Origin of the sequence: Nostoc sp. DedSLP03 (assembly GCF_034530815.1) — a bacterium.
Classification (GTDB): domain Bacteria; phylum Cyanobacteriota; class Cyanobacteriia; order Cyanobacteriales; family Nostocaceae; genus Nostoc.
Window position 1 is genome coordinate 1 of sequence record NZ_JAVRCK010000039.1, and the last position, 24,524, is coordinate 24,524.

At 40.8% G+C, this 24,524-nt stretch carries 27 protein-coding genes and 1 pseudogene; 16 read left to right on the forward strand and 12 right to left on the reverse strand.

Annotated elements, in window-relative coordinates; all coding sequences use genetic code 11:
* Positions 1-49: 49 nt before the first annotated feature.
* The 3 genes and pseudogenes from RM368_RS19240 to RM368_RS19250 all read left to right on the forward strand — a co-directional run.
* Positions 50-301, forward strand: a pseudogene (locus tag RM368_RS19240) (hypothetical protein); the annotation flags it as partial.
* Positions 302-415: 114 nt separating this feature from the next.
* Entirely contained in the window at positions 416-2,218 is a 1,803-nt protein-coding gene (locus RM368_RS19245) for a P-loop NTPase fold protein (RefSeq protein WP_322695545.1), read from the forward strand.
* Positions 2,219-2,341: 123 nt separating this feature from the next.
* Positions 2,342-3,814: a DUF1802 family protein gene (locus tag RM368_RS19250; RefSeq protein WP_322695546.1), complete on the forward strand. Its 1,473-nt coding sequence runs from the start codon at positions 2,342-2,344 to the stop codon at positions 3,812-3,814.
* A gap of 107 nt (positions 3,815-3,921) precedes the next feature.
* Here the strand turns inward: RM368_RS19250 and RM368_RS19255 are convergent, their stop codons facing one another.
* Together RM368_RS19255 and RM368_RS19260 are read right to left on the reverse strand one after the other, a co-directional pair.
* Positions 3,922-4,284, reverse strand: a complete 363-nt coding sequence (locus tag RM368_RS19255) for an aspartyl protease (protein ID WP_322695547.1) — start codon at positions 4,282-4,284, stop codon at positions 3,922-3,924.
* A complete protein-coding gene (locus RM368_RS19260; RefSeq protein ID WP_322674981.1) occupies positions 4,281-4,598 on the reverse strand; it encodes a hypothetical protein in 318 nt (105 codons plus the stop codon). Before RM368_RS19260 ends, RM368_RS19255 begins: the two co-directional genes overlap by 4 nt.
* A gap of 666 nt (positions 4,599-5,264) precedes the next feature.
* Between RM368_RS19260 and RM368_RS19265 the strand changes: the two genes are divergently transcribed.
* Positions 5,265-5,924, forward strand: coding sequence for a Nif11-like leader peptide family natural product precursor (locus RM368_RS19265; protein WP_322695548.1), 660 nt, complete (start codon positions 5,265-5,267; stop codon positions 5,922-5,924).
* Between the two features lie 218 nt (positions 5,925-6,142).
* Here the strand turns inward: RM368_RS19265 and RM368_RS19270 are convergent, their stop codons facing one another.
* The 3 genes from RM368_RS19270 to RM368_RS19280 form a co-directional block, all read right to left on the reverse strand.
* Positions 6,143-7,729 carry a glucose-6-phosphate isomerase gene (locus tag RM368_RS19270; RefSeq protein WP_322695549.1) on the reverse strand — a complete coding sequence of 529 codons (1,587 nt, stop codon included), beginning with the start codon at positions 7,727-7,729 and terminating at the stop codon, positions 6,143-6,145.
* Between the two features lie 272 nt (positions 7,730-8,001).
* Entirely contained in the window at positions 8,002-8,259 is a 258-nt protein-coding gene (locus RM368_RS19275; protein WP_099102182.1) for a cytotoxic translational repressor of toxin-antitoxin stability system, read from the reverse strand.
* Positions 8,260-8,320: 61 nt separating this feature from the next.
* Positions 8,321-8,518, reverse strand: coding sequence for a hypothetical protein (locus tag RM368_RS19280; protein ID WP_322640603.1), 198 nt, complete (start codon positions 8,516-8,518; stop codon positions 8,321-8,323).
* A gap of 193 nt (positions 8,519-8,711) precedes the next feature.
* On the opposite strand from RM368_RS19280, the gene RM368_RS19285 reads away from it, so the two are divergent.
* The 4 genes from RM368_RS19285 (at position 8,712) to RM368_RS19300 (ending at position 11,952) form a co-directional block, all read left to right on the forward strand.
* Entirely contained in the window at positions 8,712-9,845 is a 1,134-nt protein-coding gene (locus RM368_RS19285; protein WP_322695550.1) for a branched-chain amino acid ABC transporter permease, read from the forward strand.
* A complete protein-coding gene (locus RM368_RS19290) occupies positions 9,835-10,617 on the forward strand; it encodes an ABC transporter ATP-binding protein (protein WP_322695551.1) in 783 nt (260 codons plus the stop codon). The genes RM368_RS19285 and RM368_RS19290 overlap by 11 nt, the downstream gene beginning before the upstream one ends.
* A 132-nt stretch (positions 10,618-10,749) precedes the next feature.
* Complete coding sequence (locus RM368_RS19295) at positions 10,750-11,313, forward strand: YfbM family protein (RefSeq protein ID WP_322695552.1); 564 nt, start codon at positions 10,750-10,752, stop codon at positions 11,311-11,313.
* A 63-nt stretch (positions 11,314-11,376) separates the two neighbouring features.
* Complete coding sequence (locus RM368_RS19300; RefSeq protein WP_322695553.1) at positions 11,377-11,952, forward strand: Uma2 family endonuclease; 576 nt, start codon at positions 11,377-11,379, stop codon at positions 11,950-11,952.
* A gap of 88 nt (positions 11,953-12,040) precedes the next feature.
* Here RM368_RS19300 and RM368_RS19305 read toward each other — a convergent pair whose 3' ends face one another.
* The 4 genes from RM368_RS19305 to glpX all read right to left on the reverse strand — a co-directional run bounded on the left by RM368_RS19305 (position 12,041) and on the right by glpX (position 15,899).
* Positions 12,041-12,631: a Uma2 family endonuclease gene (locus RM368_RS19305; RefSeq protein WP_322695554.1), complete on the reverse strand. Its 591-nt coding sequence runs from the start codon at positions 12,629-12,631 to the stop codon at positions 12,041-12,043.
* Positions 12,632-12,674: 43 nt separating this feature from the next.
* A complete protein-coding gene (locus RM368_RS19310) occupies positions 12,675-13,235 on the reverse strand; it encodes a metalloregulator ArsR/SmtB family transcription factor (protein ID WP_322674986.1) in 561 nt (186 codons plus the stop codon).
* A gap of 99 nt (positions 13,236-13,334) precedes the next feature.
* Positions 13,335-14,621 (reverse strand): glutamyl-tRNA reductase, encoded by a 1,287-nt coding sequence (locus RM368_RS19315; protein WP_322695555.1) that lies wholly within the window; start codon positions 14,619-14,621, stop codon positions 13,335-13,337.
* 240 nt (positions 14,622-14,861) lie between these two features.
* Positions 14,862-15,899 carry a class II fructose-bisphosphatase gene (gene glpX / locus RM368_RS19320; RefSeq protein WP_322681124.1) on the reverse strand — a complete coding sequence of 346 codons (1,038 nt, stop codon included), beginning with the start codon at positions 15,897-15,899 and terminating at the stop codon, positions 14,862-14,864.
* 355 nt (positions 15,900-16,254) lie between these two features.
* Here glpX and RM368_RS19325 point away from each other — a divergent pair, with 355 nt between their 5' ends.
* From RM368_RS19325 to grxD, 7 genes are all read left to right on the forward strand, one after another.
* Entirely contained in the window at positions 16,255-16,827 is a 573-nt protein-coding gene (locus RM368_RS19325) for a DUF981 domain-containing protein (RefSeq protein ID WP_322695556.1), read from the forward strand.
* A gap of 161 nt (positions 16,828-16,988) precedes the next feature.
* Positions 16,989-17,303: a glutaredoxin 3 gene (grxC, locus tag RM368_RS19330; protein ID WP_069070140.1), complete on the forward strand. Its 315-nt coding sequence runs from the start codon at positions 16,989-16,991 to the stop codon at positions 17,301-17,303.
* Positions 17,304-17,476: 173 nt separating this feature from the next.
* Positions 17,477-17,962 carry a tRNA adenosine(34) deaminase TadA gene (gene tadA / locus RM368_RS19335; protein ID WP_322695557.1) on the forward strand — a complete coding sequence of 162 codons (486 nt, stop codon included), beginning with the start codon at positions 17,477-17,479 and terminating at the stop codon, positions 17,960-17,962.
* A 112-nt stretch (positions 17,963-18,074) separates the two neighbouring features.
* On the forward strand, positions 18,075-18,830 hold the full coding sequence (locus RM368_RS19340) for a 1-acyl-sn-glycerol-3-phosphate acyltransferase (RefSeq protein WP_322695558.1): 756 nt from the start codon (positions 18,075-18,077) through the stop codon (positions 18,828-18,830).
* Between the two features lie 702 nt (positions 18,831-19,532).
* The gene (locus RM368_RS19345; RefSeq protein WP_322695559.1) at positions 19,533-20,141 is read left to right on the forward strand and encodes a hypothetical protein; all 609 of its coding nucleotides are present in this window, start codon (positions 19,533-19,535) and stop codon (positions 20,139-20,141) included.
* A gap of 228 nt (positions 20,142-20,369) precedes the next feature.
* Positions 20,370-20,627, forward strand: coding sequence for a BolA family transcriptional regulator (locus tag RM368_RS19350; RefSeq protein WP_322695560.1), 258 nt, complete (start codon positions 20,370-20,372; stop codon positions 20,625-20,627).
* A gap of 112 nt (positions 20,628-20,739) precedes the next feature.
* Positions 20,740-21,063, forward strand: a complete 324-nt coding sequence (grxD, locus tag RM368_RS19355) for a Grx4 family monothiol glutaredoxin (RefSeq protein WP_322681120.1) — start codon at positions 20,740-20,742, stop codon at positions 21,061-21,063.
* 347 nt (positions 21,064-21,410) lie between these two features.
* Here grxD and RM368_RS19360 read toward each other — a convergent pair whose 3' ends face one another.
* A complete protein-coding gene (locus RM368_RS19360; RefSeq protein WP_099102685.1) occupies positions 21,411-21,659 on the reverse strand; it encodes a DUF6761 family protein in 249 nt (82 codons plus the stop codon).
* Positions 21,660-22,242: 583 nt separating this feature from the next.
* Here RM368_RS19360 and RM368_RS19365 point away from each other — a divergent pair.
* Entirely contained in the window at positions 22,243-23,016 is a 774-nt protein-coding gene (locus RM368_RS19365; RefSeq protein WP_322695561.1) for a response regulator transcription factor, read from the forward strand.
* Between the two features lie 134 nt (positions 23,017-23,150).
* Here the strand turns inward: RM368_RS19365 and RM368_RS19370 are convergent, their stop codons facing one another.
* Both RM368_RS19370 and RM368_RS19375 read right to left on the reverse strand, forming a co-directional pair.
* Positions 23,151-23,924: an ABC transporter ATP-binding protein gene (locus tag RM368_RS19370; protein WP_322695562.1), complete on the reverse strand. Its 774-nt coding sequence runs from the start codon at positions 23,922-23,924 to the stop codon at positions 23,151-23,153.
* A gap of 27 nt (positions 23,925-23,951) precedes the next feature.
* Positions 23,952-24,518, reverse strand: coding sequence for a hypothetical protein (locus RM368_RS19375; protein ID WP_322695563.1), 567 nt, complete (start codon positions 24,516-24,518; stop codon positions 23,952-23,954).
* Between the last annotated feature and the right edge of the window lie 6 nt (positions 24,519-24,524).

Genomic DNA, 24,524 nt, shown 5'->3' on the forward strand with positions numbered 1-24,524 from the left:
ATTCTTTTTCAGCAGTTCTGATTCCAGTTTACCTAATTGATGACACGCCCTAGAAGTCTACGACAAGTTGAACCAAAACTACAACTTAGACGATCTTGTGCCAATTTATCGGCTCAGGAGAGAAATAGGGGATCGAGTAAGTCGTGAAAATTTCAACGGGTGGCTACTGGAAATGCAAGAGAAAGACATTTTGCAACTCCAAGGTGGTAGCTTATCAGACAGCGATCCAGACAAATTGGAAGACTCCATAACTACCCCAGTAAGCGGATTACGCTGCTATGCAAAGCGTTTAAACTCATAAACCTATTCTTAGGTTACTCCTTGCACATAGTTAAACCCCAATTAGATGTCGTGCAGCTTACAAATACTGAGCAATCTAACATCTACCATCCAAAATTAACCTCACCCTAGATCCATGTCTAACGACAACGGCCTAATTAATGCCATCAAAAGTCACAACCCATTCGACAGACCTTTAGTAGTTAGAAGTCAAGATATTTGGGTAACAGGTTTTCCTGACGTTCCCTCCTTAAATGCCCATGCCTCAGGTGCTGTTTTTGATGCCATTGAGAGAGTTCGCACCAAACAACAATCTGTCATAGGCATTACTATCAAGGCTGAAAAAGGACTAGGCAAAAGCCATCTTATCAGTCGAATTCGCCGCCGACTTCAGACTGATGGTAGTGCTTTATTTGTCTATACGAGCGAGATTAACGATTTAAATCGAATTAAAGCTGAATTTTTACGGAATTTAGCAAATAGCCTCAAACACATCGGTAGCCAGGGGATGAGCCAGTGGAGGGAATTAGCAACTGCTATTTTCAATGAAGCTTACAACAAAGCTTTTACACCTGATGAGATGGTTCGTCATTTTTCCGAAGTCTTAAAAGTAAATTCTAAGGTAGTTGAGCATTGGACAGATAGAGTACTGGGAATTAAGCATGACATTGAAAACCCTGATATTATCGCTGCAATTTTATGGACACTCTCTTCTAATCCATCTGAAGAGCGTTACGCTATAAACTGGCTTGCTGGTCAAGAATTACCACAGTCAAGAGCTGATGCATTAGGTCTAGCAAACACCAGCCCCCAGGATAGAGAAGCCCAAGCCTTCAGCACAGTTCGCCAAATTCTGGACTTAATTAGTGATTACAAACCAATAGTAATTTGTTTTGACGAATTAGAAAGTATCCTAATGTGTAATGATGCAGGATACACGGCATCACAAGTTACTGCTATTTTAGCCAAAGACTTATACGACAAGATTAAACGGGGTGTTTTTATAACGGCTATGTTTCCTCAGACTTGGACCGATCAAATAAGAGCCTTAAAAGAGGCTGAATCAGTTACAGATCGGATTGCTCAAAAGAGTATTGAGTTAACTTATCTCAAATCGGAAGATGTTATCACCTTAGTTTCCCAGTGGTTGAGAGACTTTTATAACCAACAGGGAGTAACATCTCCTAATTCAGTTTATCCTTTTGACGAAGATAAGCTGAAAGAACTGGGAAAAGAAAGACCAATGGTAAGAAAAGTGTTGCAATGGTGTAAGGAAAACTGGAGTGAACCTACTGAATTCACACCACCATCACACCCCGTAGAATCTGCTTACAAGAAAGAACTGGCAGCCATTGAAAGTAAGATACAAGATGGCATTGAGGATAAAACTAAAGTTGCTAATGCTCTGCGATTCAGCTTTTCTACCTTAGTTGGACAAGTTTTAGAAAAAGTCAAAATTACAGAAATCGCAGATATTAAAGCTCGTAGTGTAGATCAAGGATATATCAATTTTAAAATTGTTGGTCAGGAAAACGGAAATATTGTAAAAATTGGAGTAGCTATTCTTCAAGGGGTTAGTGGTAGGTTCCTACAGGCTGGATTGAAACGCTTAATCGAATATAAAGAGTTTGATTTAACTCGTGGCTGCTTAATTCGTTCTAAAAAGATTAGTAGTGGCACTAAAGCAAAACAGTATTTAGATATACTTTTATCATCTCATTTAGGTGGAGAATGGGTATTATTAAAAGCTGAAGAAATTAAGCCAATTTTAGCAATTAGTTCTGTGATAAAAGCACAAAATGATTATGAATTAACTGAAGCAGAAATCATTGATTTTATCATACAAAATAGGATAGTACTCGACAATAATCTCATCCATGAAATTCTTAGCGATCCATCTGGTGAAATTCCTAAAGATGCTATTGATGAAGATAATTAAAATGGGTGTATACATATTGTTGTAACAAATTTTCATCAAGCTAGAAGCTTCGGGCTAAACAAACAAAGCCCGCACATATTGAATTGGTTTGTTTAGCCATAATATTTGGATTTTTCAGCAATAATGAATAATTTTGTTGTAATTAATACTGCTATTTGCTTGCCTGCACCAGATATTGAGGCATTAATCCAAGGACGATCAATTGTGGCGATGTCCAAAAATTATATCGTTCCAGAGCGTCAATTTGCCCTTTGTCCAACGGATGCTTCAATTAATGTGCTGCCAATTGAGCAATACTATCACTCAAATTTTTTGGCTACCGCCGAAATTGCTCTTGCACAAGTAAGTGCTGAAACTATATCATTGAATGCCTGGGTAACTTGTGAAAAGTGTGAACCTCTTCATAGTACTGAATCATTGTCTGCTTTATCACCCCTAACAATTTGGACTACAGAAGCGTTACAAGAAATACTAAGGCAACGACATAATATTTTTTTGTTATACTTGCGCGTTTATCAGTTGCCCAAACTAATCACACTCTCTATCAAGGCAAATAGTCAGTTTATTTACTTAAAGGAGCCTTCAACTATTTATGAAGCAAAGCCAGTATTAAACGATCGCACCTTCGCCCAACGCAAGCATCAACTAGAAAATCGACAACCACCACTACACCCTGAATTAGAAGAATTGCAGAGTGCGATCGCATCCCTAACCATTAGCCAACCAGCCGCGAAACAATTAGACGATGATATCAAAGTATTTTTAGGTTGGAATAGTGACAAGCTAATTAAGCAAGCCGATCCGAATTTAGCTTGGATAAATGATATTGCAAAATTGGGCGATCGCAGCATAGAAAAAGATGAGGGTAAAAGCAACTATCAAGCTGGTACAGATTTTGAAATCATTGCACACCGTAGCCTTGATTTTTTAGGATTCAAAGTTGAAGAAAACTACAAAGGCGGTGCAGGTGGCTTAGACTTATTTTGCTCACAACCTTATCCTCTTGTTTGCGAATGTAAAGCAGGTAAAAGCATTCCTGATCGTGCAGTAGAAGAATTAGATAGGATTGGTAAAAGGCATCTTAAAGAAAATTATCTTCAAGCTTTGCGGTTGATTATTGGCCCAGGGCAACCAACTAAAAATCTGAAAGAATCTGCTCAGATATCTAAAATCAGTATTATAAATGTAATGACTCTACAAAAGCTAGTTGAATTAAAGGCAAAACATCCAGGCGCTATTAACTTAGTCGAATTACAGCAATATCTAGAACCTGGGCAAATTGACTATAAAATTGATGAATATATTGATAAAGCTGAGAAAGAGATTAAATTGCGATCGCAAATGATTACAGCAGTCAAAGAACTCTCTGAACAAGACAACGAAACTTCAAAAGCTACACACCAGAGTTTTACAGTTATAGAAATTCGTGTTCATTATAATGCCAATTCTACTCATAACCCCAAGCTAAATGATGAAGTAGTTCACGATTTACTGATAGAACTTTCCTCACCTTTAACAGGCTATTTAGGACGAATTAAAGGTAGTGATTGGAAGAGCGATCGCTTTGACTTTCTCCGCAATTTACCTATTAACTAAATATAGTAAAATATATTTATTTTCTTACCTTCGCGCGCTTGGCGTACTTTGCGGTTCGTTTAAAAATAGTTGAAGTGCATAAGCGCAGTCATTCGTAGGCATCGCAGTTATCCTAAAGTTAATATACCAGCCTGATAATTTACCACCAACGGCAGAATTTTTAGCCATTCTGAGCCTAACAATACTTCCGTCATTTCATTGCCCACATAAACGTTAATTTCATACTCTTGTTCGTTTAATATCACCTTGCCTAAATAAATATCAAATCTTGATTCTCCTTTAGCAGTTTGTAGAGATTCCTCACCAATATAAAACCAGTCTAGACCCTCTAAATCTTGTTTATTAATAGCGAGAAACCCTGTAAAACCAGTATCCAACATAGCATCTACAGACAAATCTAATCCATCAGATGTAATCAAATCAATTTCAAAAAATAGTTGCCCATTATCTCCAAAGTCCCCCTGAATCATATTGTGCCAGTTGTTCCCGTTTCATTTAAACAGAATACACAATGTCTACTATTTGAGTATTTTTCAAGAGATTTTTTATGAGCTTGCATTTTATCCACATCAATTAAGTAATCACCACTATTTGGCTCTACTGCAATATACCAGCCATAATGTTCCTTAATCAAATCGGGACGCACACGCTCAAAAATTTCCCGACAGCGATGATAAAATGCCTCATCTTCAGCTTTGCGTCTAGCAAGTTCTTCTGGTGGTAAAATTCGTTCTGGAAAGATTCTGCCTCGACGTGCAGGTTGTTTTGCAGTTGATTCAGCCATAGTAATTAGCCCTATTTGTTAATGCTGTCTTAACTTTATTTTACGGAAATATAAAGGCGAGTACAATCTATCTCTTTTCTTCTCTCTGCGTATTGGCGGTTCGTTTAAAAATAACTTAAGTGCGATCGCATTTATCTTAAAGTTGAGATACAAGCTTAATAATTCACTAATCCCATTTTTTAATATTGCTTTAATTTTAGTTAACAGGAAGATACAGGCGATCGCTGGAACTTTCTATGTAATTTTACTATTTAGATGGATATAAAAAAATTTCAGTTCACCTCTCGCCTTCTCTACAATACGCTATACTTAGCTTTCTTCTCCGTATAAATACGCAGTTTGTTTCAAAATAACTAAACTACAGATTGCTTTACAATTAATTACTTCATGAATAATTAATACTATCTATTGACTTAATTTTATTTTATGAGAAGCAATAAAAATCTTAGTTGCAATCCACCACAAGGCATCGCAATCTTTCATCTTTTCCTCAGTAAATGTTATTTATAGTGACAAACTTTACATAAAATTCATACTTAGCCACTGTGTAACTACATTTACATAAGATAAGAATTTAGTACTGTCGAAGAAACACATTATACTTACTACACTGGTGTTTATTAATCATAAACCTCTACCAAGTTTACAACTTAGGCAAGATGACCCATGTATTATCAAATTTGGAATTTCTTTCTTAAAGAAGATAAATACATCTATTGGAAAGAAAAAATAAAAGTTAACAAAGACTTTGACAAAGTGACATGGCAAAAGATTATTGATTTCTTGTCACTAGTAGAGCAAACTTTCCAGTTGAAAAGTCAACTAGCAGAAACCGATAGCCTTGAGCCGTTTCTCAAGTTAGCAAGAGAAAACGGTTATAATTTGACCGCAGAAGAACTTGCCTGGTTTCTAGTTACGAGAAGACAGATTTGGGATCTTTTTGATATTGCCCAAAAAACGCCATCTCTCAAAGAAGAATTACTAATAGCTAAAGATCCGCAGCAATTCGTCGATATTGCTGCCGAAAATGGCTATTACTTTTCTGCTGATGAGTTAGCTTGGCTATTAATTGACATCAAATCATCATCAGATTTAGTATCTATTAACAACAGCGTTGGAGAAATTCTCACAGTATCAAGTTACGGCAGAATTGAAACAGGATACTGGATTTGGCTAGCAGAACATTGGGGAATTGTGCCACCATTTTGTCATCGGGATAAACCCAGCACTTTCTTATGTCAAAATCTCAACAATCCTTTTTTACCCGATCGCTGTTTTTTACCCAAGAGTTACTTTAATCAACGCCTGATGGCAATTCATAATTAAAATAATTCGTAATTAGGCAAAGGAATAGAAGAAAGCAACACTTAGATGAAACGCTATTGAGCGATCAAACTTAATTACGAATTACGAATTACGAATTACGAATTATACGGTGAAGCATCCTAGACAGAAGATATATCTTCTATTTAGGATGCTTCACAATAAAAAATTGTTGTTGAGACAACAATTCTAGACAAAATCTAAGATTTAGATTAGAGCTATCAGCTAGCAGAAACGGTCAAACTACCGGGTTTCTGAAGATTGCCTTGTAAAACTACACCCCGCTGATTGGCATGGATGTGACGCAAAATCTTGTAAATTGCCTCAACTTGGTCTGATGCGCCTGCTTTCTCGGCTAGTTCGTCAAGAGTAAGGGGAGTTTTTTCTTTTTGTAGCACTGCTATCACTCGTGTTTGTAAATCAAGAATGGAAGCAGCAGCTTTTTTGCCAGCTTCTACGCCTGGTTGATGATAGGCGTTGACGTTGACCAAACTACCATATAAACCAACAGCACGCTCATACAAAGCAATTAATGCCCCTACAATTCGAGGATTAACTTGAGGAATTGTGACTGTAATCGAATCGCGATGATTTTCATAAAGCGCTTGTCGGGTTCCTTGGAGAAAACCGGAAAGATAATCGCCTGATGTAACTCCTGGATCTATTTCAGTGGATGGGCCTTGACGATCTTCCAACACTTCGATGAAGGTAGCAAAGAAATTCGCTACACCCTCGCGTAACTGCTGGACATAAGCGTGTTGATCTGTTGAGCCTTTGTTGCCGTAAACGGCAATACCTTGATGGACAACGTTGCCATCTAAGTCTTTTTCTTTACCCAAGGATTCCATCACCAGCTGTTGCAAATAGCGACTGAATAAAAATAAGCTGTCCTTGTAAGGTAGAACAACCATATCTTTTTCGCCTTTTCCGTTACCTGCAAAGTACCAAGACAAAGCAAGCAAGGCTGCTGGGTTATTTTTTACATCTGGGACGCGGGTAGCGTCATCCATCTCTTTGGCGCCATCTAGCATAGCGCGAACATCAATGCCTTGTAATGCCGCTGGTACTAGCCCCACAGCAGACATTTCTGAGGTGCGTCCTCCTACCCAGTCATACATCGGAAATCTGGCCAGCCAGCCTTCTTCTTTGGCCAGTTTATCGAGGTTGCTATCAACGCTGGTAATTGCTACCGCATATTGGGCAAACTCCAAATTGTGACCGGCGTAAGCTTTTTTAACTTCAATCATGCCGTTGCGAGGTTCTGGTGTTCCCCCAGATTTGGAGATCACCAATACCAAAGTGCTGGCGAGGCTATTCCGTAGATGATTGAGAACGCGATCGATACCTGCGGGATCGTTGTTATCGATAAAGTGAATTTTCAGGGGCGGGAAATCAGGAGCGAGAGCTTCCGCGACGAATTGGGGGCCAAGAGCGGAACCACCAATGCCAATGGAGATAATATCCGTGAATCGGCTTGCTCTGGGAGGATGGATAGCACCTGTTTGGACTTTTTCTGCAAAAGCTTCGATTTGTTCTAGAGTTTGAACTATTTCTTGTGTAAGTTCTGGAGCTGGTGCTAAATCAGGATTTCGCAGCCAGTAGTGTCCAACCATGCGGTTCTCGTCGGGATTTGCGATCGCACCCTTCTCTAGTTGAGCCATATCCGCAAACGCCTTGTCAAACTTCGGCCGCAACGAATCCACGAAGGCATCATCGAACCGTATCCGACTTATGTCTAAGTACAGTCCCAATCCCTCGTGGAAATACAACCAGTTTTGGTATCGTTGCCAAAGTGCCCTAGCATCCATAGGGAAATCTCAAATAAAGTGTTTTTCAAAAACCAGTTTAATGTAAGGTTATAGCGATCCCTGCCTAGCCTTATACAGTTTACAGTTTTAAGTGTTCCCTTGACCGTGCCAATTTTAGATTTTAAATTTTAGATTTTAGATTAAAAATTATTTCGGTTGATGCCCCGCACTTCTTTAGCAGACGCTACCGCGAATGTGCCAAGAAAGCGAATGTGGGTGGAACAAATCCAAAATCCGCAATTCCAAAATCCAAAATTGATTGACTCTTTACTTTAAACATCTGGCATAGGAATGACACGCAGAAATTTTACAATTTCACCTCTAATTTCTATACCAATCAGATAATTGTCTAGGGTGAAGCGGTGAAAAATGCCTTCACTATCAAGCTGTCGCAGTTCTTTTAAATCAGTCAGTTGCCACTTTTGGGCTAACTCAATAAAAACAAAATCATGCACCCGCTCGTAGGCAGCAGGTTCTAAATTCTTCAGGTCTAGCAAAAAAGACCTGGCATAGCGCATTTCCAGACTCACTGGGCGTTACCTTCACCAAAACTTGAGGGGCCACTGGCACTAGCTCAAAAGCGCTGCTGAATTAGAAAAACATCAACAGTCTTATCGCTTCTTCATGGGTTAAGATATCCCACGGTTGCTGCGATCGCTTGACTTTTTGTATCGCTTTGAGCATATAAAAGTCATAATGTAAAGCTTCAAGAACATTCCAAATGTCTTGTAAATCGTCATCGCCTAATTGCTCGATTAAGTGATGCATTCTAAGTCGCAGCAAATTCATACGTCAATTATTCCCTACCACCAAACACTAACAATAAATAGTATTCCCATAAAATTAGCTACGCTCAAGCTACGCTAAAATTTATTCGCCCGACGAGGGGGCAGGGGAGCAGGGGAGTAGGGGAGGATAATTAATGAAAAATGAAAAATGAAAAATGACCAATGACCAATGACAAATGACCAAATAATTTAATATGGTTGACTATCTAATTTTCTTAGCAATTTCTACGGCGCTTTTTGCTCTATTCGCACTAGGACTGAATTTACAGTGGGGCTTTACAGGATTAATTAACTTTGGTCATATTGCTTTCATGACTCTGGGAGCATATACAACGGTATTGTTAAGCTTAAAGGGCGTACCCTTACTTGTATCAGCACTGGCTGGGGCAATTGTCGCTGCTTTGTTGGGTTTGATAATTGGTTTTGTAACTCTCCGCTTACGAGAAGATTATCTAGGAATTGTCACCATTGGTACGGGCGAATTAATTCGTTTGGTGGTGAATAATCAGGATTTACCTGTGGGTGACACCTGGATTTCTGGGGCGTTTGGCGTGCAAAGTTATCCTATACCCCTATCTACAGAGCCAAGTTTGTTTGTCAGATTAATAATGATTGGGCTTTTGACGCTGCTGGCTGCTGTAACTTTCTTTACTTTGTGGCAATGGATTCGCACCACTCAAATATCTCGGACTACTGATTTGGGCAAAAGGACGACTAGCAAGCAAGAATTTGCATCACGCTTGGGTGTGGGAATTGTGTTAGCACTTTTGGCGGCAGCGATTTATATTTCTGGGGTAATCGGATTGTATAACTACAACCCAAAAGCAGGTTTAATGCTGGTGTTGCTTTTGGTTTTAGCGTTTGTATACTGGCGGTTAGAAATTTTGGTGCGATCGCCTTGGGGTAGAATTCTCAAAGCTATCCGCGAAGATGAAGAAATTCCCAAAGCGCTGGGAAAAAATGTTTTTTGGTATAAATTACAATCTCTCATGTTAGGCGGTGCGATCGCAGGTATCGCTGGTGCTTTCTTCGCTTGGCAACTGGGCGCCATTTACCCTGATAATTTTCAACCGCAGATCACCTTTGACACTTGGATTATGGTAATTTTAGGCGGTTCTGGGAATAATGTCGGCACAATCTTAGGTGCAGTAATTTTCTTTGCTTACGATGCGCTGACGCGGGAAGTCTTACCCAGAATCGTTTCCCTTGATGAAGCACGTTTGGGCGCATTTCGGATCATGGTAATCGGACTAATTTTGATGGTACTGATGATTTGGCGTCCTCAAGGTATCTTAGGGAAAAAAGAGGAACTCACCCTTGGTAAATAACTATTCATCCCCACTTCCCCTTTTGGCAGCCACTGGACTTTCTAAAAACTTTGGTGGTGTCAAAGCAGTTAATGAGGCCAGAATCGAAGTTGCTAAAGGCAGCATTACGGGCTTGATTGGCCCCAATGGTGCTGGTAAAACTACTTTATTTAACTTACTCTCAAACTTCATCCGCCCAGATAAGGGACGAGTGATTTTTGACGGCGAACCGATTCACAATTTGCAACCATATCAAATCGCCCAGCAGGGGGTAATCCGCACTTTTCAGGTTGCACGCACTCTTTCGCGGTTGTCGGTGTTAGAAAATATGCTGCTGGCGGCGCAAAAACAAACGGGTGAAAATTTTTGGCAGGTGCAGTTGCAACCGCACATTGTCGCTAAGGAAGAAAAGCAACTGCAAGAGCGGGCAATGTTTTTATTAGAATCAGTAGGCTTGGCCAAAAAAGCACACGATTACGCTGGTGGCTTGTCTGGTGGACAACGCAAGCTGTTGGAAATGGGACGGGCGCTGATGACTAATCCCAAGTTGATTTTGTTGGATGAACCGGCGGCTGGGGTGAATCCAAAACTGATTGATGATATTTGCGATCGCATAATCACTTGGAACCGTCAAGACGGCATGACCTTTTTGATTATCGAACACAATATGGATGTGGTTATGTCCTTGTGCGATCGTGTTTGGGTACTTGCCGAAGGGCAAAATTTGGCTGATGGTACACCCGCAGAAATTCAAACTAATCCCAAAGTTCTAGAAGCGTATTTGGGAAAATAAAGTGTGATTGACTTTCTGTTTATGCAATGTATTTAGCGATCGGACTTTGGACAAATAAAAGTACATGAATACTGTTACTTGTTCAAAGTCAAAGGGAACACTATTAATGGTGTTTAGATTGAAGTAAATATTATGGGTATTACAGCTAGCTATAAACGCATTACGCCACACGAATTTGCAGAAATTCAAAATGATCCTGAAGCGGCAGCATCTTTCTTTAAGCTTGATTTAGATGATTTAGTTTTTGATTTTAATAATCCACAGGCAATGATTGCCCAACTACAAGATCGGCGACGCAATGAACATTACTTCAGGCTTGAAGATTGGCACGCACTACATTTTCTTCTCACTGGAGAGTCAAGTTTGGAAGGTGATACCCAAACATTGCCACCTCTTTCTAATGTAGTCATGGGAGGTACGCCAACGCAGTTTGAAGCGACTTACGGATTTGTACGGTATCTCACACTTGAAGAGGTTCGAGATGTTGCCGATGCTTTAAGTCAAATTTCTGTTGAAGAATTGAAGAGTCGATTTAATTCTACCGTGTTTAATGCAGCAGAAATATACCCAAATCCTAGCCCTGGAGGATGGGATGAAGAAGAGATAGAACCGTTGTTTGAGCTATATCCACAATTGGTAGAATTTTTTCAGAATGCTGCTAAAGAAGGTGATATTGTTTTGCTGTCATCTGATTAATTGTTTTCGGAAATTTGGCTCTTGTTAAAATCGAGTTGTATATCTCAGTGAAAAAAGCTTTTTATGTCAATAATGACAATCAGAGATTTAGAGCAAGTTCAAACCGCTTTTACCGAAGCAGGTTTAGATTACCAGCTGGAACTCGAAAATGGAAAAATTTCAATAATGGGGCCGTCAGATATTGTATCCAGCGAAATCAGTAGTCGTCTCATTGCCTTTCTCTTTGCCTGGATAAATCCTCGTCGCTGGGGAAGAGTATTTGATTCTGCTGGCGGTTTCATCATGCCAGATACAAACCTCAAAGCACCCGATGTTTCCTTTGTTCGCGCTTCCCGACTTCTCCAAAGTCCTCGTTACTTTGGAGAACTTGTCCCTGACTTGGTGGTAGAAATTAAATCTCAGAGCGATAAAATTAAACTTATAGTAGCCAAGATTTTAAAATTTATAGAACTAGGAGCGATCGTCGGGATTCTGATCGATCCTGATGAAGAGACAGTTACAATTTATCGCTCTACAGGCGAACCGACAGTTTTAGAAAATGGCGATACTTTAACGATACCAGAACTTTTCCCCGGTTGGGAATTGCCCGTTACTGAATTGTGGCCTCCTATCTTTACCGAGGAAGAAACACAAATTTAGTGAAGGATTTTGGTAGCTACTCCCTAAACAATTCCAAGTTAATTTTGTTGGATGAATCAGCATCCGAGGTGAATCAAAGCTTTATTTTTTAATCTTCGTTATTTTCTCCAAAATTGATTTGCTCATAAAGGTCGCGCAATTCAATTTGAAAATCAACCGTTTGCAGTGATAAAATTGCAGATTCATGTTCAAGTTCAGTGAATGACCATTGGCTTTCCGCAGTTTTTACATACTGCATCACGTGATACTGATATTGGTCAATTAAAATATATTCCTTGAATTCTGGAATGGAGCGATAATAAAGAAACTTATCGCCTTGGTCATAATTTTTAGTCGATTTAGATAAAACTTCAGCAATTAACATCGGGTTCATAACCGTTGTTGTGCTGGTTCCCGTATAAATAGGTTGTCCCTCAATCACCATTACATCAGGATATGTATGCTGGCGATAACGGGGTATCCATAAACGCACATCACCAATATAAACATCATAATTATTGCCTTTCAAACCAAACTTCAAATAAGCATAAAAGTTGCCTGCAATTTTATTATGATTTGTAGTGCCACCCGTCATCGGTACAATTTCTCCATCACGGTATTCGCTTTTATATTCTGCTTTTTCTTCAATTTCTAAATACTCTTCAGGTGTATAAGAAAATTTTTGTGTTTCTAACTGCATAAAAATACAACCTATGATTGTGCGGTTTGCTCATCTCTCATATCTATGTTGTACGCCAGTAAATTCCATTCTCTCGCTGCATTAACTTGCAAGCAATGAACTCCCGTCGCAGGGTGGCGCAGTCGGGATGGTAGCGTTTAAGAATGTCATTTACCATGCGTTCAGGGTAGTTGACTCCTATATCAAACTGGTTTGCTAACCACTTGAGAATTACTAGACGCTTTTTGCGACTAGCGGGGATTTCCTTAAGGTATCCACCGTCGAAATAGTTTTTCAACACTTTGCTTTCCCAAGCCTCAGTATCCACATCCTCAATCAAGGATGCTATCTTCTCAGGTGTGAAAATTTCCTTACTAATGCTTTGCAAAGCCTCACTATCCAACTGGTACAGGCGGCTATTACCTTCAGGACGCATTGTCACCAAATTTAGCTCTTTAAGTTTCGCTAAATGATGGGATACCGTCGGTTCCTTCAGTTGCAGTAGCGCCGCCAATTCTTCAACGCTGCACTCCTGATTCGCCAGGATACCTACAATCTTCAATCGGCTATCATCCGCTAATGCCTTGAAAAAGCGGAGTAAGATGTTAAATTGCTCTGGTTGCATAACTAATTTCTAATTAGACATCTATCTAATTAGAAGTATATCTAATTGAAAGCTCATATCCCCAACTTTTCACAGAAGCCGGGGATTTTGTTGTTAAATTTAACTAAATTGTTCTTCTGCATCGAGGTTGAACAGCATTTGCAGAGTTTGCATACAGCGCCGTCTAGCTTCAACATCTTGCTGCGATCGCAATTGCACCATCGGGTCATGTAAAATTTTATTGACAATTCCCCGTGTTAATGCCTCTATTATTTCTTGATGTTTGTCAGCGAATTCCGAACCCAATCTCGACAAAGCTTTTTCTAACTCTTGTTCGCGGATGGTTTCGACTTTATTTCGCAGACAGCTAATAGTAGTCACAGTTTCCAGACTGCGCCACCAAATATCAAAGGCTGCCACTTCTTCTTCTAAAAGTTTCTCAGCTTCCTGTGCAATCTTCCGACGGCTTTCGTAGTTTTGCGCTACTACTGCCTTCAAATCATCCACATTAAACGCTTGCACATTTTCCAATTCATTTACATCCGCATGAACATTACGCGGCACAGAAATATCAAATAACATTAAAGAGCGCTGAACTTCTAAAACCATTTCTAATTTGGCACGATCGAGTATTGGCTCTGTTGCTGAAGTACTTGTAAACACCAAATCACTTTCGGCAATTACGCTCATCATTTCCGATAGTGGATGAATTTTGATCGGTTGTTGAGGGAACAGCTTTGCTAATTCTTGGGCGCGATCGCGAGAGCGATTTACAATACTAATTTCCACAGCACCTTTAGAAATTAGGTGTTGCACCAGCAGCCGTGACATTTTACCAGCACCCAGAATTACCACTCGGCAAGCTGCCAAATTTGCCACTTTTATCTGTGCTAACTCTACAGCTGCCGAACTGATAGAGACAGCCCCAGTACCAATACTCGTTTCAGTGCGAACCCGCTTACCGGCTGTCAGCGCTTGTTTAAATAATCGATTCAAAATGGTTTTTATACCGCTATATTGCTGTCCCAGTTTGTGAGTAGTCTTCACCTGAGCCAGAATTTGACCTTCTCCGAGTACCAGACTATCTAAACCACCTGCTACCCGCATCACGTGCATTACTGCATCATCATGTAGCAGCATAAACAAGTGTTGTCGCAGAGAAAGCACGGGCAATTTACTGTATTCCGCAAGAAACTGCGTTACTTCCCGAATACCTTGGTCTGCTTCACTGGCAACAATGTAAATTTCCAGACGGTTACAAGTACTAAGAATTGCAACTTCGTCAATATGGGGATAGCTGGCCAGTTGAGCGATCGCACCTTCAATTTGTGGTTCTGGAATGCTCAGTTTTTCCCGGACTTCTACTGGGGCTGTTTTATGGCTTAACCCCACCACTGCTATATTCATTTGCTAAATCGTAGTTACTAGTTGGTAGTTGAAAATAGGGCATTGAGTGAGAATAGGGAATGGGGAATTTTTGTTTATTGGTTGATAATTTTTCCAACTAATAAACAATAACTAATCACTAAATACTAACTACTAACTAGTGTAACGATGAAGCATTTGGTTGACTATTTTTCCATTTTATAGAAAGATTTCTTTCCTAATGCTTCACCTCTACTTTTACCATTCCCCATTCCCTAAAAATTAGTTCAGTTGGAGAGTCTTGCCTTCACCAAACATGTGAATTGTATCAACAAATCGAGCAGTTTTCGACTGGTTAGAAATTACCAAGCTTTGAGTTCTAGCTCCGCCGTTGAAGAAACGTACACCTTGCATGAGATTACCACTGGTAATGCCGCTAGCAGCGAACAGAACAGTTTGACCAGATGCCAATTCATGAGCATCATAGACCTTATCGGGGTCATTGATATTCATAGACTTTAAGCGCTCGATATTGGCTTCTCTGCTTTCTCCAATCAAACCTGTTTTTACGATTGCAGGATCGTAAATCAGTTGACCTTGGAAGTGTCCACCCAAAGCACGCATTGCAGCTGCCGAGATTACACCTTCAGGAGCCGCACCGATACCCATCAGCGCGTGGATATTAGTTCCAGCAAAACCACAGCTGATAGCTGCACCTACGTCACCGTCTGAAATTAGGGCGACTCTCGCTCCAGCCTCACGGATTTCTTTAATTAAATCGTTGTGGCGTTCGCGCTTCATCACCACGATCACGAGTTCTTCAATCGAGCGATCTAGACACTCAGCGAGAATCTTGAGGTTTTCTGTTGCTGACTTGTTGATGTCTACTTTGCCTTTAGCGGCGGGAGGTGCTGCTAACTTTTTCATGTAAAAGTCAGGAGCAGCAAATAAGCCACCCTTTTCAGAAATTGCCAAGACAGCCATCGAACCAGGTTGTCCATAAGCTACCAAGTTCGTACCTTCACAGGGGTCAACGGCGATGTCAATTTCGATTAATTCATCAGGGTTACAGAGAGCTTCGGCATTTGGTTGGGTACAGATACCAACTTCTTCCCCAATGTATAACATCGGCGCGTCATCGCGTTCGCCTTCTCCAATCACAATGCGACCGCGCATATAGATTTTATTCATCCGCTCCCGCATAGCTTCCACAGCTACTTGGTCAGCAGTATTTTTTTCGCCTTTACCCATCCACTTTGCGGATGCGATCGCCGCTTGCTCTACTACTTCAATAATCTCTAACCCAAGTGTATTTTCCACAGAGTCTGCCCTCTCAACTGCTTGAATTTCCGCTGCTTTATCTGGCCATTTCAGTTTTCAAGTCTACCAAAGGGCGGATACACGTGGAAGAAAGTTAAGTTTTACTGCTAACTCGTTAGAAAAGTGCCAGTTAACACATCCTCATTTTTCACCCCTAACTACTCCAGTATAAAGCGTGTTCAAAAGCAACTAAGTTAAGAACTAGCACAAATAGGTAGCAGTGTATATCTAAAACATTGCTTTTATTGAGTGTTTATCTTTAGGTATAAAATAATAAAGAAAAAAGCTGGTGAATTCACTAAAAACTAAAAAACGAGACGCAAAGTAAAAAGCTTGTCAAATTCAGAGGTTAATCGTGTTTATCGACTACATCACACTCATGTTAATCAATATGGTAGCTGGGCTATTTCTACTGGCTGACTATGTGTATCGTGGTATAGATAGTTCTAATCAAAAACCGTGGATTCCCGGTTTCGGAATTACGGGTGCGATCGCACTCACAACTGGTTTACACATGAGCTTCACCTGGCCAGTAATGGGTAGCTTCAATATTGCTTTCGGTGAGACGAGTATCCTATTTGGAATCTTGTTTATTGCAGCTGCAATTTCTCTTGCTCAAAATTGGGATTTATTGACAATCGCAATTTACGGCTTCTTTGCTGGTGCAGTTGCGATCGTAGTGGGTATCCGTATCATCAACTTGAATTTGACAAAGCAACCGCTTTTATCGGGAATCGGCTTTATTTTAACTGGATTAGGTGGTATTTTTGCAGCACCAACTCTCTACTGGAAAACCAACCGAACTTGGCGGCTAATTGGCACAGCAGTGCTGATAGTAGCCGCTCTAATTTGGGCATTGACTGGATATTTAGCTTACTGGAATCATTTAGAGGGTTTCCAAAAATGGGTTCCAGCGCCGATGCGGTAAGCAATAGACTTGTTGTAGGAGTAGGGTAAAGGGTAAAGGGTAAAGGGTAAAGGTATGGAATTTTCCCTTTTTCCTTTCCCCAACCGGAAAGCAAAAGTTACTTTTGCAAGATGTCTAACGATCTAGGCTAGAGACATAGTTAAAACCTTGCTTAAAAAAATATGCTGGACTTTCTTAATCCCCTTTTAAATCGCCATCCAGAGCGAGTCAAAGCCAACGTCGAACTTTACACCTGGCAAACTTGTCCTTACTGCATTCGAGCCAAAATGCTGCTGTGGTGGAAAGGTGTAAATTTCACTGAATACAAAATCGACGGCGACGAAGCAGCCAGAGCGAAAATGGCAGAACGCGCCAACGGTCGCCGTACTGTACCACAAATTTTTATCAATAACCAGCACATTGGCGGCTGCGATGACCTCTATCAGTTAGATACACAAAGTCAACTCGATCCCCTTTTAGCCCAAGCCGCTATTTAGAAATCAAATTAGCCCCCAATGGCTGGCTTGGTAAGGCTAAATTTAAGAATTTTGATTTGTTTAGCCCCAGACTTCTAGTCTGTGGGCTATATGCTTTTTATTTCTTGTCGGACAGGCGAGTTACTCATCCTAGAAAATGTGTGGAATTTTGAAGTTTTTATATTGATAAGAATATGTTAACTAAATACACAGAATATCTTATACATCAACGATGGATGAGTTATGCCTTAGAATTAGCAAAAACAGCAGGTGATGCGGGTGAAGTCCCTGTAGGTGCTGTTATCATTGATTCAACAGGCAAATTGCTAGCACAAGGAGAAAACAGAAAAGAGCGTGACAAAGACCCTACCGCTCATGCGGAAATTCTCGCTATCAAGACAGCGGCAACAACTTTACAAAATTGGCATCTTAATGAATGCACACTCTATGTAACTCTCGAACCTTGCCCGATGTGTGCAGGTGCGATCGTCCAATCACGACTAGGAATACTGGTATATGGAGTAGACGATACAAAAACTGGCGCCATTCGTACAGTTATTAACATCCCCGATAGCGCTGCTTCTAATCACCGTCTCCAAGTAATCGGAGGCATTCTAGAGTCGGCTTGTCGTCAGCAATTACAGACTTGGTTTGCTGCTAGGCGGCGTCAGGTAAACTAACGGACAGAGCTAAAACTGTCCATCTGGTACCAGACAAGTCACGCAAGAGAATCTACGGTGTAACTAATCAGACTTTTCGTTAAATTTTACCCGTCAATCAGCTGCATCCGTCATGATGGAATTTTACTCTTCATCCGATACCTGCCAGCACACACCAGCAAATCATCAAGTAGCTGGTACTACCTCAAGGGTTTCTCCTTGGTTAAGTCCTCTGGCATATTTATTAGGGCGTCACTGCCTATTACCATTATTCTTTGGACAAATTAGAATAACCGGACAAAAAAATATCCCCACAACTGGGCCTGTGATTCTCGCGCCTACCCATCGGGCGCGTTGGGATGCATTGCTTGTACCCTACGCTACCGCTTGTCTGAGAAAGCAAGACTTGCGATTTATGGTAACAGTTGACGAATGCCAAGGTTTGCAAGGCTGGTTTGTCCAACGTTTGGGGGGGTTTCCTGTAAATTCTAAGCATCCATCAATCCGCACGCTACGTCATGGAGTAGAGCTACTTCAGCAGCAAAAAACCCTGGTAATCTTTCCAGAAGGCAACATTTTTCGTGATGGCCAAGTTCACCAGTTAAAACCGGGAATTGCTCGTCTTGCTTTGAGTGCTGAATCTAGTCATTCCGGGCTGGGAGTGAAAATTATACCCATTGGAATTAACTACAGCCAACCTTATCCCAATTGGGGTACAGATGTGAGTATTGACATTGGCTCCCCAATTAAAGTCGCGGATTACATGAATGGCTGTATAAAACAAGATGCAAAAAACCTCACAACTGATTTAGCAAAGGCACTGCAACAATTGAGCCATCAAGAAACAAAAGTTACTAATCACGCATTTGCAGAAATTACTAATTCTTGATGTAGTCAAACCTCATAATCATTGACAGTGCATAATTAAGAAACTGCAAAATCCGATATTTGACACTAATTACTAACTGCTATATTCATCCTGAGTAAGTCACAAAACATTAGTAGTATTTTGTAACCTTTGAGGATGTATATATATAGATTACGCTCTATTGATAATATATTCAGCCAAATTGGCATTTTTTTGAGCCAATAGCTAATTAATTGTCTGCAAACTACTGAATTGCTGGATGATAAATATTTTTACTATTTGGTCAGAGAGTTAAATAAAAGTTGGGAAGCGCCAACTGAAGACATTGCTATTCTAAAATAGTTTGGTGCGATGCCTACGGCGGTCACTGAGCGCAGCCGTTCGCGGAGCGTCTCGTAGAGAAGCGCGTGCTACGCCTACACAAAAACTTCAAGCAGTGCTTTGGGAAAATTCTCCTGCCAAATATTCCAATTAAGCAGAGATAATTATTGGCGAGGAAAGTCGGTAATCAGACAGATGGTGACGCACTCTCCCGTAGGTATCACTCATCACAGCGATATAAGTTAGTTGATATACAAGGGTAATGGGAACTCTATTAAACTGATTTTTAGTCTAAATCAGAGATACTTAGGATGTAACTTTGCTTTGTCCAGGACCAAAACAGAGTTAAGATACCCGAAGTTTCCATAACTCTTTTGTATAGTTGTCGCACTAATTGATCCCATGAACACTGCTGTCGCTGTTACCTTGATGCACCGTACTGTTTTATCAGTTATAGCAGTCCTCAGCCTGCTATCACCTGTGAATGCTCAGGTATCACAGTCACCAGGCACTACCAGCCAACCACAACTCATTGACCCCAACGATCCTAATAACCTCCGCCCCATAACCGAAAATAACAGCCTTTTGAGCATTGCAGGTGGCGATCGCTTAGTAAAAGATGCAGAACAAGCTGTTTCTGCTCAAAACTACCCCTTAGCTGCCAAGAAACTGCAAGAAGCACGTCAAGTTTATAATCAGCTATCTAATTTTTATCAAGAGTTAAATTCTAGCTTTTCGGGAATTGACAACAGAGTTTCTGATTCTCAGCGTCAAAAAGCTCTATTAACAGCCCAAAAGCGAGATGAAGCTACCTTTCAGCTAGCATTGGTACATCGGGCACAAAATCAGCCAGAATTAGCTGTACCATTGTTGATTCAAATAATTAAGAGTCAAAATCCGACGCGGGATTTAGGCAAGAAAGCCTATAAACAGTTGTTTGAGTTGGGTTTTGTTGATTCTCCCTATCCCAGAGAAGGTGGTAGTTCATCTTCCTCATCCCCAAAAAAATAAATTAAATTTTTGTTGCCTCTTTTTGCATACCCATATTTCCTTAACCAGTCGCTTGGGAACGCCCCAGTGCTAGGATAGAGCTATCCGCCGCAGCCAAAACCTGAGCGTTCTCAAGCAATACACCCCATTAGGCGCGTGTATCTACAGCCTTGCCAAAGCCTAAAGTTGGCACAGGCGTTTGCTCTATATCTGTTAATAATAGAAAAGTAAGTTTTTTCAGGAATTGCGATGATTAGTCCGCAACAGGTTGAGGAAATGATCAAGGCGGGACTGCCAGACGCACAGGTTCAGGTGCAGGACTTGACTGGTGGCGGCGACCACTATCAAGTGACAGTAGTTTCATCGCACTTTGCAGGTAAAGGACTAGTGCAACAGCACCAGTTAGTTTATGGTGCGTTGGGTCAAGCTATGTCAACTGAAGCGATTCATGCCTTGGCGGTGAAAACATACACTCCCGAAACTTGGCAAGCAACAGCAAGTTCCTAAAGTTAGGAGTTAGAAGTTAGAAGTTAAGAGTTATGAATTATGAATTTTTAACTCCTCACTCTTCACTCCTCACTCCTCACTCTATTAATGCAACATAGGAAACATAAATACCATGACACCAGAACTCAAAGACAAAATTGATAGCTTGCTACAAGAAAACAAGATTTTAGTTTTCATGAAGGGAAACAAGTTAATGCCCCAATGTGGTTTCTCTAACAACGTTGTGCAGATTCTCAATACCTTGGGAGTTCCCTTTGAGACGGTTGACGTTCTATCAGACCCTGAAATCCGTCAAGGTATTAAAGAATACTCTAGCTGGCCGACAATTCCCCAAGTATATATTAATGGCGAATTCCTTGGCGGTTCTGATATCTTGATTGAAATGTACCAAAAAGGTGAATTGCAAGAAAAGGTAGAAGTAGCATTAGCTTCGTAATCTCTCTTTACCATAACTAAACGGTATGCTGCTGAATTTGCACTTCGCAATCAAGGCAATATACCGTTTTTTACATCTTTGAAAAAAGAGATACTATTTCTTTCCCCTTTCAAGGATTTTTTAATCGGTTTCTGGCAAAAATAATCTTTGTTGGACTTGATTTTATTGCTAGACAACAATCCCCTCAGTCTAATTGGCAAAACCAATATAGGGCTGAGGGGATGCGTTTAATCAATACAATATCTCCAAAATTTCACACCACGACAACCGATTGACCAATACAGATAATATGCTATAATCATCTGCGGTTAATTAACGGTTACTATCAATGACCAGGTAAATGGTACTTAGTAGTAATCGGGTTGTGGCTGTGGTTGCGGCACTGCAAAGTTCGATCCATCGTACAAGAAGCGGCTGGCCTCCTCTTCTAGGCGATGAATCAGAAAAGGTTCAATAACGTTGCTATGTCGCAGTGCGGCTAGATATCCATCCAAATACATCCGCATATCATCCGTGCGATAACCGCGATTCCATAGCTCGATGAAGGCATCGGTAAGTCTTTGGTAATAGCGGATGGTTTGTGTGTCTTGGAGCATAACTGCTGTATTAATCTCTTTGGAATGAGAATTGTAAATGATTCACGCTAAAAAGTGAAGTGTAATTTCACTTTGGCATAAACTCAAAGTCAACACATCTACTTTGGGTATTACCCTTATAGCAGCTACAAGCTACTTTAATCCTATTCCAGAAAATATCGATTTTAGTTAGCTGCTTAAGTTATTTTTTTGATTTTCACAATCAACAACCCAATTGTATTGATGTTATATTCCTGGATGAAGCACTAAATTTTTGCGAAAAAATTGACTTTCATCATCACGCTGAAAAGCTGTTGTAGCAGAGTTAGCTGGTTGGGTTCTAGATATTTGTCATATAACACCCATCTAAAAGCAAAATGTTAAGCTAAAAGAACTTTTTATAAGTCTAACAACACTTTCGATAAATTTAATAAAAATTTAATAATATTTCTAATCGCCTATCAGCAAGGCATAGATTAAAGATATTGCCACTCATTTTATTAGGAAATGTAAAGTTAATTGCGATTGAAGTAACAAAGGCTACAAAACCTTAGAGATGAGCTTGTTACTTTGAAAGTCATCGACGCTAAAGGGTCTTGCCGCCGTGGGTTCGGTTTGTATAGAAATCATTGAGGGGAATCCCCATTTAAGGTCGTTGTTGGGTTGGCACTTGCAACAACTGGAATACCGCGTGCATCAAGCTGCCAGTATTTATCAAGCAAGGGAAGTATTTTTAAGCCATCAACCAACACTGGTAGTTTTAGATGCAGACCTGCCTGATGGTGATGGCATTGAGTTTTGTCGTTGGTTGCATCGTCAGCAGCAACCTCTAATTTTAATGCTATCTGCCCGTAATAGTGAAGCTGATATAGTTGCAGGTTTAAAGGCGGGTGCAGATGACTACTTGAGCAAACCTTTTGGAATGCAAGAGTTTTTGGCACGGGTAGAGGCACTGATTCGGCGGAAGCGCACACCTGCTGCACCAGCTTATTTGGATTATGGCACTTTGCAAATCGATTTAGTTCAGCGTCGTGTCCGCTTTCAAGGGGAGTTTATTGACTTAACGCCCCAAGAATTCAGTTTACTGTACGTTTTAGCACAGGCTGGAGGAGTACCTCTAAGTAGATCGGAATTACTGCGTCGTGCTTGGCCTGACGCTATTGATAACCCTCGTACTATTGATACTCACGTTTTATCACTGCGAAAAAAGGTTGAACTCGATCCCCGGCAACCAAATTTGATTCAAACTATCCGTAATGTTGGATATCGTTTTAACATGGAAATTTTGAATACCAATATTTCACAGTCACAGACAACAAAGTTAGCTAGAGAGAGATTTAATAATCAACGTTCAACACTTACTAGTAGTCAAGTGTGAATGGGGCATCCCTTCTCTGCGAGACGCTACGCGAACGGCTTCTCTACGAGACGCTACGCGAACGCTCAGGGCAAGTGGGCATTGGGGTGAGGGGGAGTAAGAAAACGATTCCTGATTCCTGTCTCATTCAAAATTTAAAATCCAAAATCGTCTTGAGCTGCTGCTTGAATCAGGCTTTTTCGTAATTCAATCCAGTCTATCTCTGAGGCTGTTTGATTGGCGAATAAATGACCTTGTTGTAGGTGTAATAACCGAGTGCCAAACATCTGGGCTAGTTCCAGTTGGTGATTTACCATCAAAATCGTGGTTTGATGAGTTTGACTCAACTGGATTAAGATTTGCATTAGATGAGAAGCCGTACCAGGATCGAGGGCAGAGGTTGGCTCATCTAATAGTAATATTTTAGGCTGGATGACTAAGGCACGAGCGATCGCTACTAGTTGTCGTTGTCCCGCAGAAAGTTGCACCTCTGTTCGCCCTAACCATTCATTGGGAATGTGTAGTTGCTCTGTCCAATGATTGACTCGTTCCTGAATTGTCTGTTTGGGTAAACCACGCAAAACTAAAGGATAAGCCAAGGCTTGCCCAACTGTCATCCCCAACAACTTTGACTCTTGTAATACAAGTACAACCATCTGCCGTAGCTCGATGACGGGAATTTGGCGATATTCTTGATTTTCAAGATAGAGTTTACCACTCGTGGGTTCAATTAGGCGGTTGATGAGGCGTAATAACGAAGTTTTCCCAGCGCCTACTGGGCCTACAATGGCAATGCGTTCGTCTTCGGATGCCTCAAAGGAAATATCCTGCAATATGCGGTATCCCTGCTGATTGCCGGGAAGTTGGGTTTTCAGCTTCGTAAACAGATTAACTTGCTCTAGCCTGAGTATGGCTTTTGCTGTATTCAACGGGACTGAGGATTGCAGAGAAATAACCTAAGTTAATTGTGCAGTGGTTAAGGCTGTAGCGATCGCCCAGCCATCGACTAATAGTAGCAGCAAAGTGAATACTAGTAAAATCAGGTACATCCAGGGCTGCGCTAAAGGGCGAACATCTGTGGTGTCAATGCTCGTCTTTGCTTGGACAATTTGCACCAAACGGGCAAATCCAGCTACACGCATCGGTAGTAAATAAGCTTTACCATCCTGGCTGAGAAAGTAATAAACTAGTCCTCCTTGTCCAGTGCTGCGGGGTTTTAACTCTTTCACATCTGACCAAGGTAAAGACCAGCCTTTACGAAAAAAGCTCGGCACCCAGGCGGGGTAAGTAACCTGAATTCCCTTGTCATCTACCATTACTTGTTCAGTTAATACTGCGTACAAGGCAACAAAACCGATGCCAATCCCTATCCACAATAATTTTGGAGGTACGGGTGCAGCTGTTACCTGCGATAAAAAGGGTAATGGGACTGTGAGTGCTATGTATAGACTCAGCAACGTTATCCGAATCAAAGGAGACAGACGAAAAATAGAAGCTGAGATATTGGCTGAGTTTGCTGTCACGGCTCA

Bases quoted from the DNA above. Each gene is read 5' to 3' on its own strand.
- RM368_RS19280 (WP_322640603.1), bottom strand. From the start codon at position 8,518: ATGAATTTGCTGCGACTTAGAATGCATCACTTAATCGAGCAATTAGGC.
- RM368_RS19300 (WP_322695553.1), top strand. From the start codon at position 11,377: ATGTCAATAATGACAATCAGAGATTTAGAGCAAGTTCAAACCGCTTTT.
- RM368_RS19245 (WP_322695545.1), top strand. From the start codon at position 416: ATGTCTAACGACAACGGCCTAATTAATGCCATCAAAAGTCACAACCCA.
- RM368_RS19345 (WP_322695559.1), top strand. From the start codon at position 19,533: ATGAACACTGCTGTCGCTGTTACCTTGATGCACCGTACTGTTTTATCA.
- RM368_RS19255 (WP_322695547.1), bottom strand. From the start codon at position 4,284: ATGATTCAGGGGGACTTTGGAGATAATGGGCAACTATTTTTTGAAATT.
- RM368_RS19340 (WP_322695558.1), top strand. From the start codon at position 18,075: ATGATGGAATTTTACTCTTCATCCGATACCTGCCAGCACACACCAGCA.
- RM368_RS19360 (WP_099102685.1), bottom strand. From the start codon at position 21,659: ATGCTCCAAGACACACAAACCATCCGCTATTACCAAAGACTTACCGAT.
- RM368_RS19305 (WP_322695554.1), bottom strand. From the start codon at position 12,631: ATGCAGTTAGAAACACAAAAATTTTCTTATACACCTGAAGAGTATTTA.
- RM368_RS19250 (WP_322695546.1), top strand. From the start codon at position 2,342: ATGAATAATTTTGTTGTAATTAATACTGCTATTTGCTTGCCTGCACCA.
- grxD (WP_322681120.1), top strand. From the start codon at position 20,740: ATGACACCAGAACTCAAAGACAAAATTGATAGCTTGCTACAAGAAAAC.
- RM368_RS19285 (WP_322695550.1), top strand. From the start codon at position 8,712: ATGGTTGACTATCTAATTTTCTTAGCAATTTCTACGGCGCTTTTTGCT.
- grxC (WP_069070140.1), top strand. From the start codon at position 16,989: ATGCTGGACTTTCTTAATCCCCTTTTAAATCGCCATCCAGAGCGAGTC.
- RM368_RS19265 (WP_322695548.1), top strand. From the start codon at position 5,265: ATGTATTATCAAATTTGGAATTTCTTTCTTAAAGAAGATAAATACATC.
- RM368_RS19315 (WP_322695555.1), bottom strand. From the start codon at position 14,621: ATGAATATAGCAGTGGTGGGGTTAAGCCATAAAACAGCCCCAGTAGAA.
- tadA (WP_322695557.1), top strand. From the start codon at position 17,477: ATGTTAACTAAATACACAGAATATCTTATACATCAACGATGGATGAGT.
- RM368_RS19350 (WP_322695560.1), top strand. From the start codon at position 20,370: ATGATTAGTCCGCAACAGGTTGAGGAAATGATCAAGGCGGGACTGCCA.
- RM368_RS19260 (WP_322674981.1), bottom strand. From the start codon at position 4,598: ATGGCTGAATCAACTGCAAAACAACCTGCACGTCGAGGCAGAATCTTT.
- RM368_RS19310 (WP_322674986.1), bottom strand. From the start codon at position 13,235: ATGCAACCAGAGCAATTTAACATCTTACTCCGCTTTTTCAAGGCATTA.
- RM368_RS19270 (WP_322695549.1), bottom strand. From the start codon at position 7,729: ATGGATGCTAGGGCACTTTGGCAACGATACCAAAACTGGTTGTATTTC.
- RM368_RS19295 (WP_322695552.1), top strand. From the start codon at position 10,750: ATGGGTATTACAGCTAGCTATAAACGCATTACGCCACACGAATTTGCA.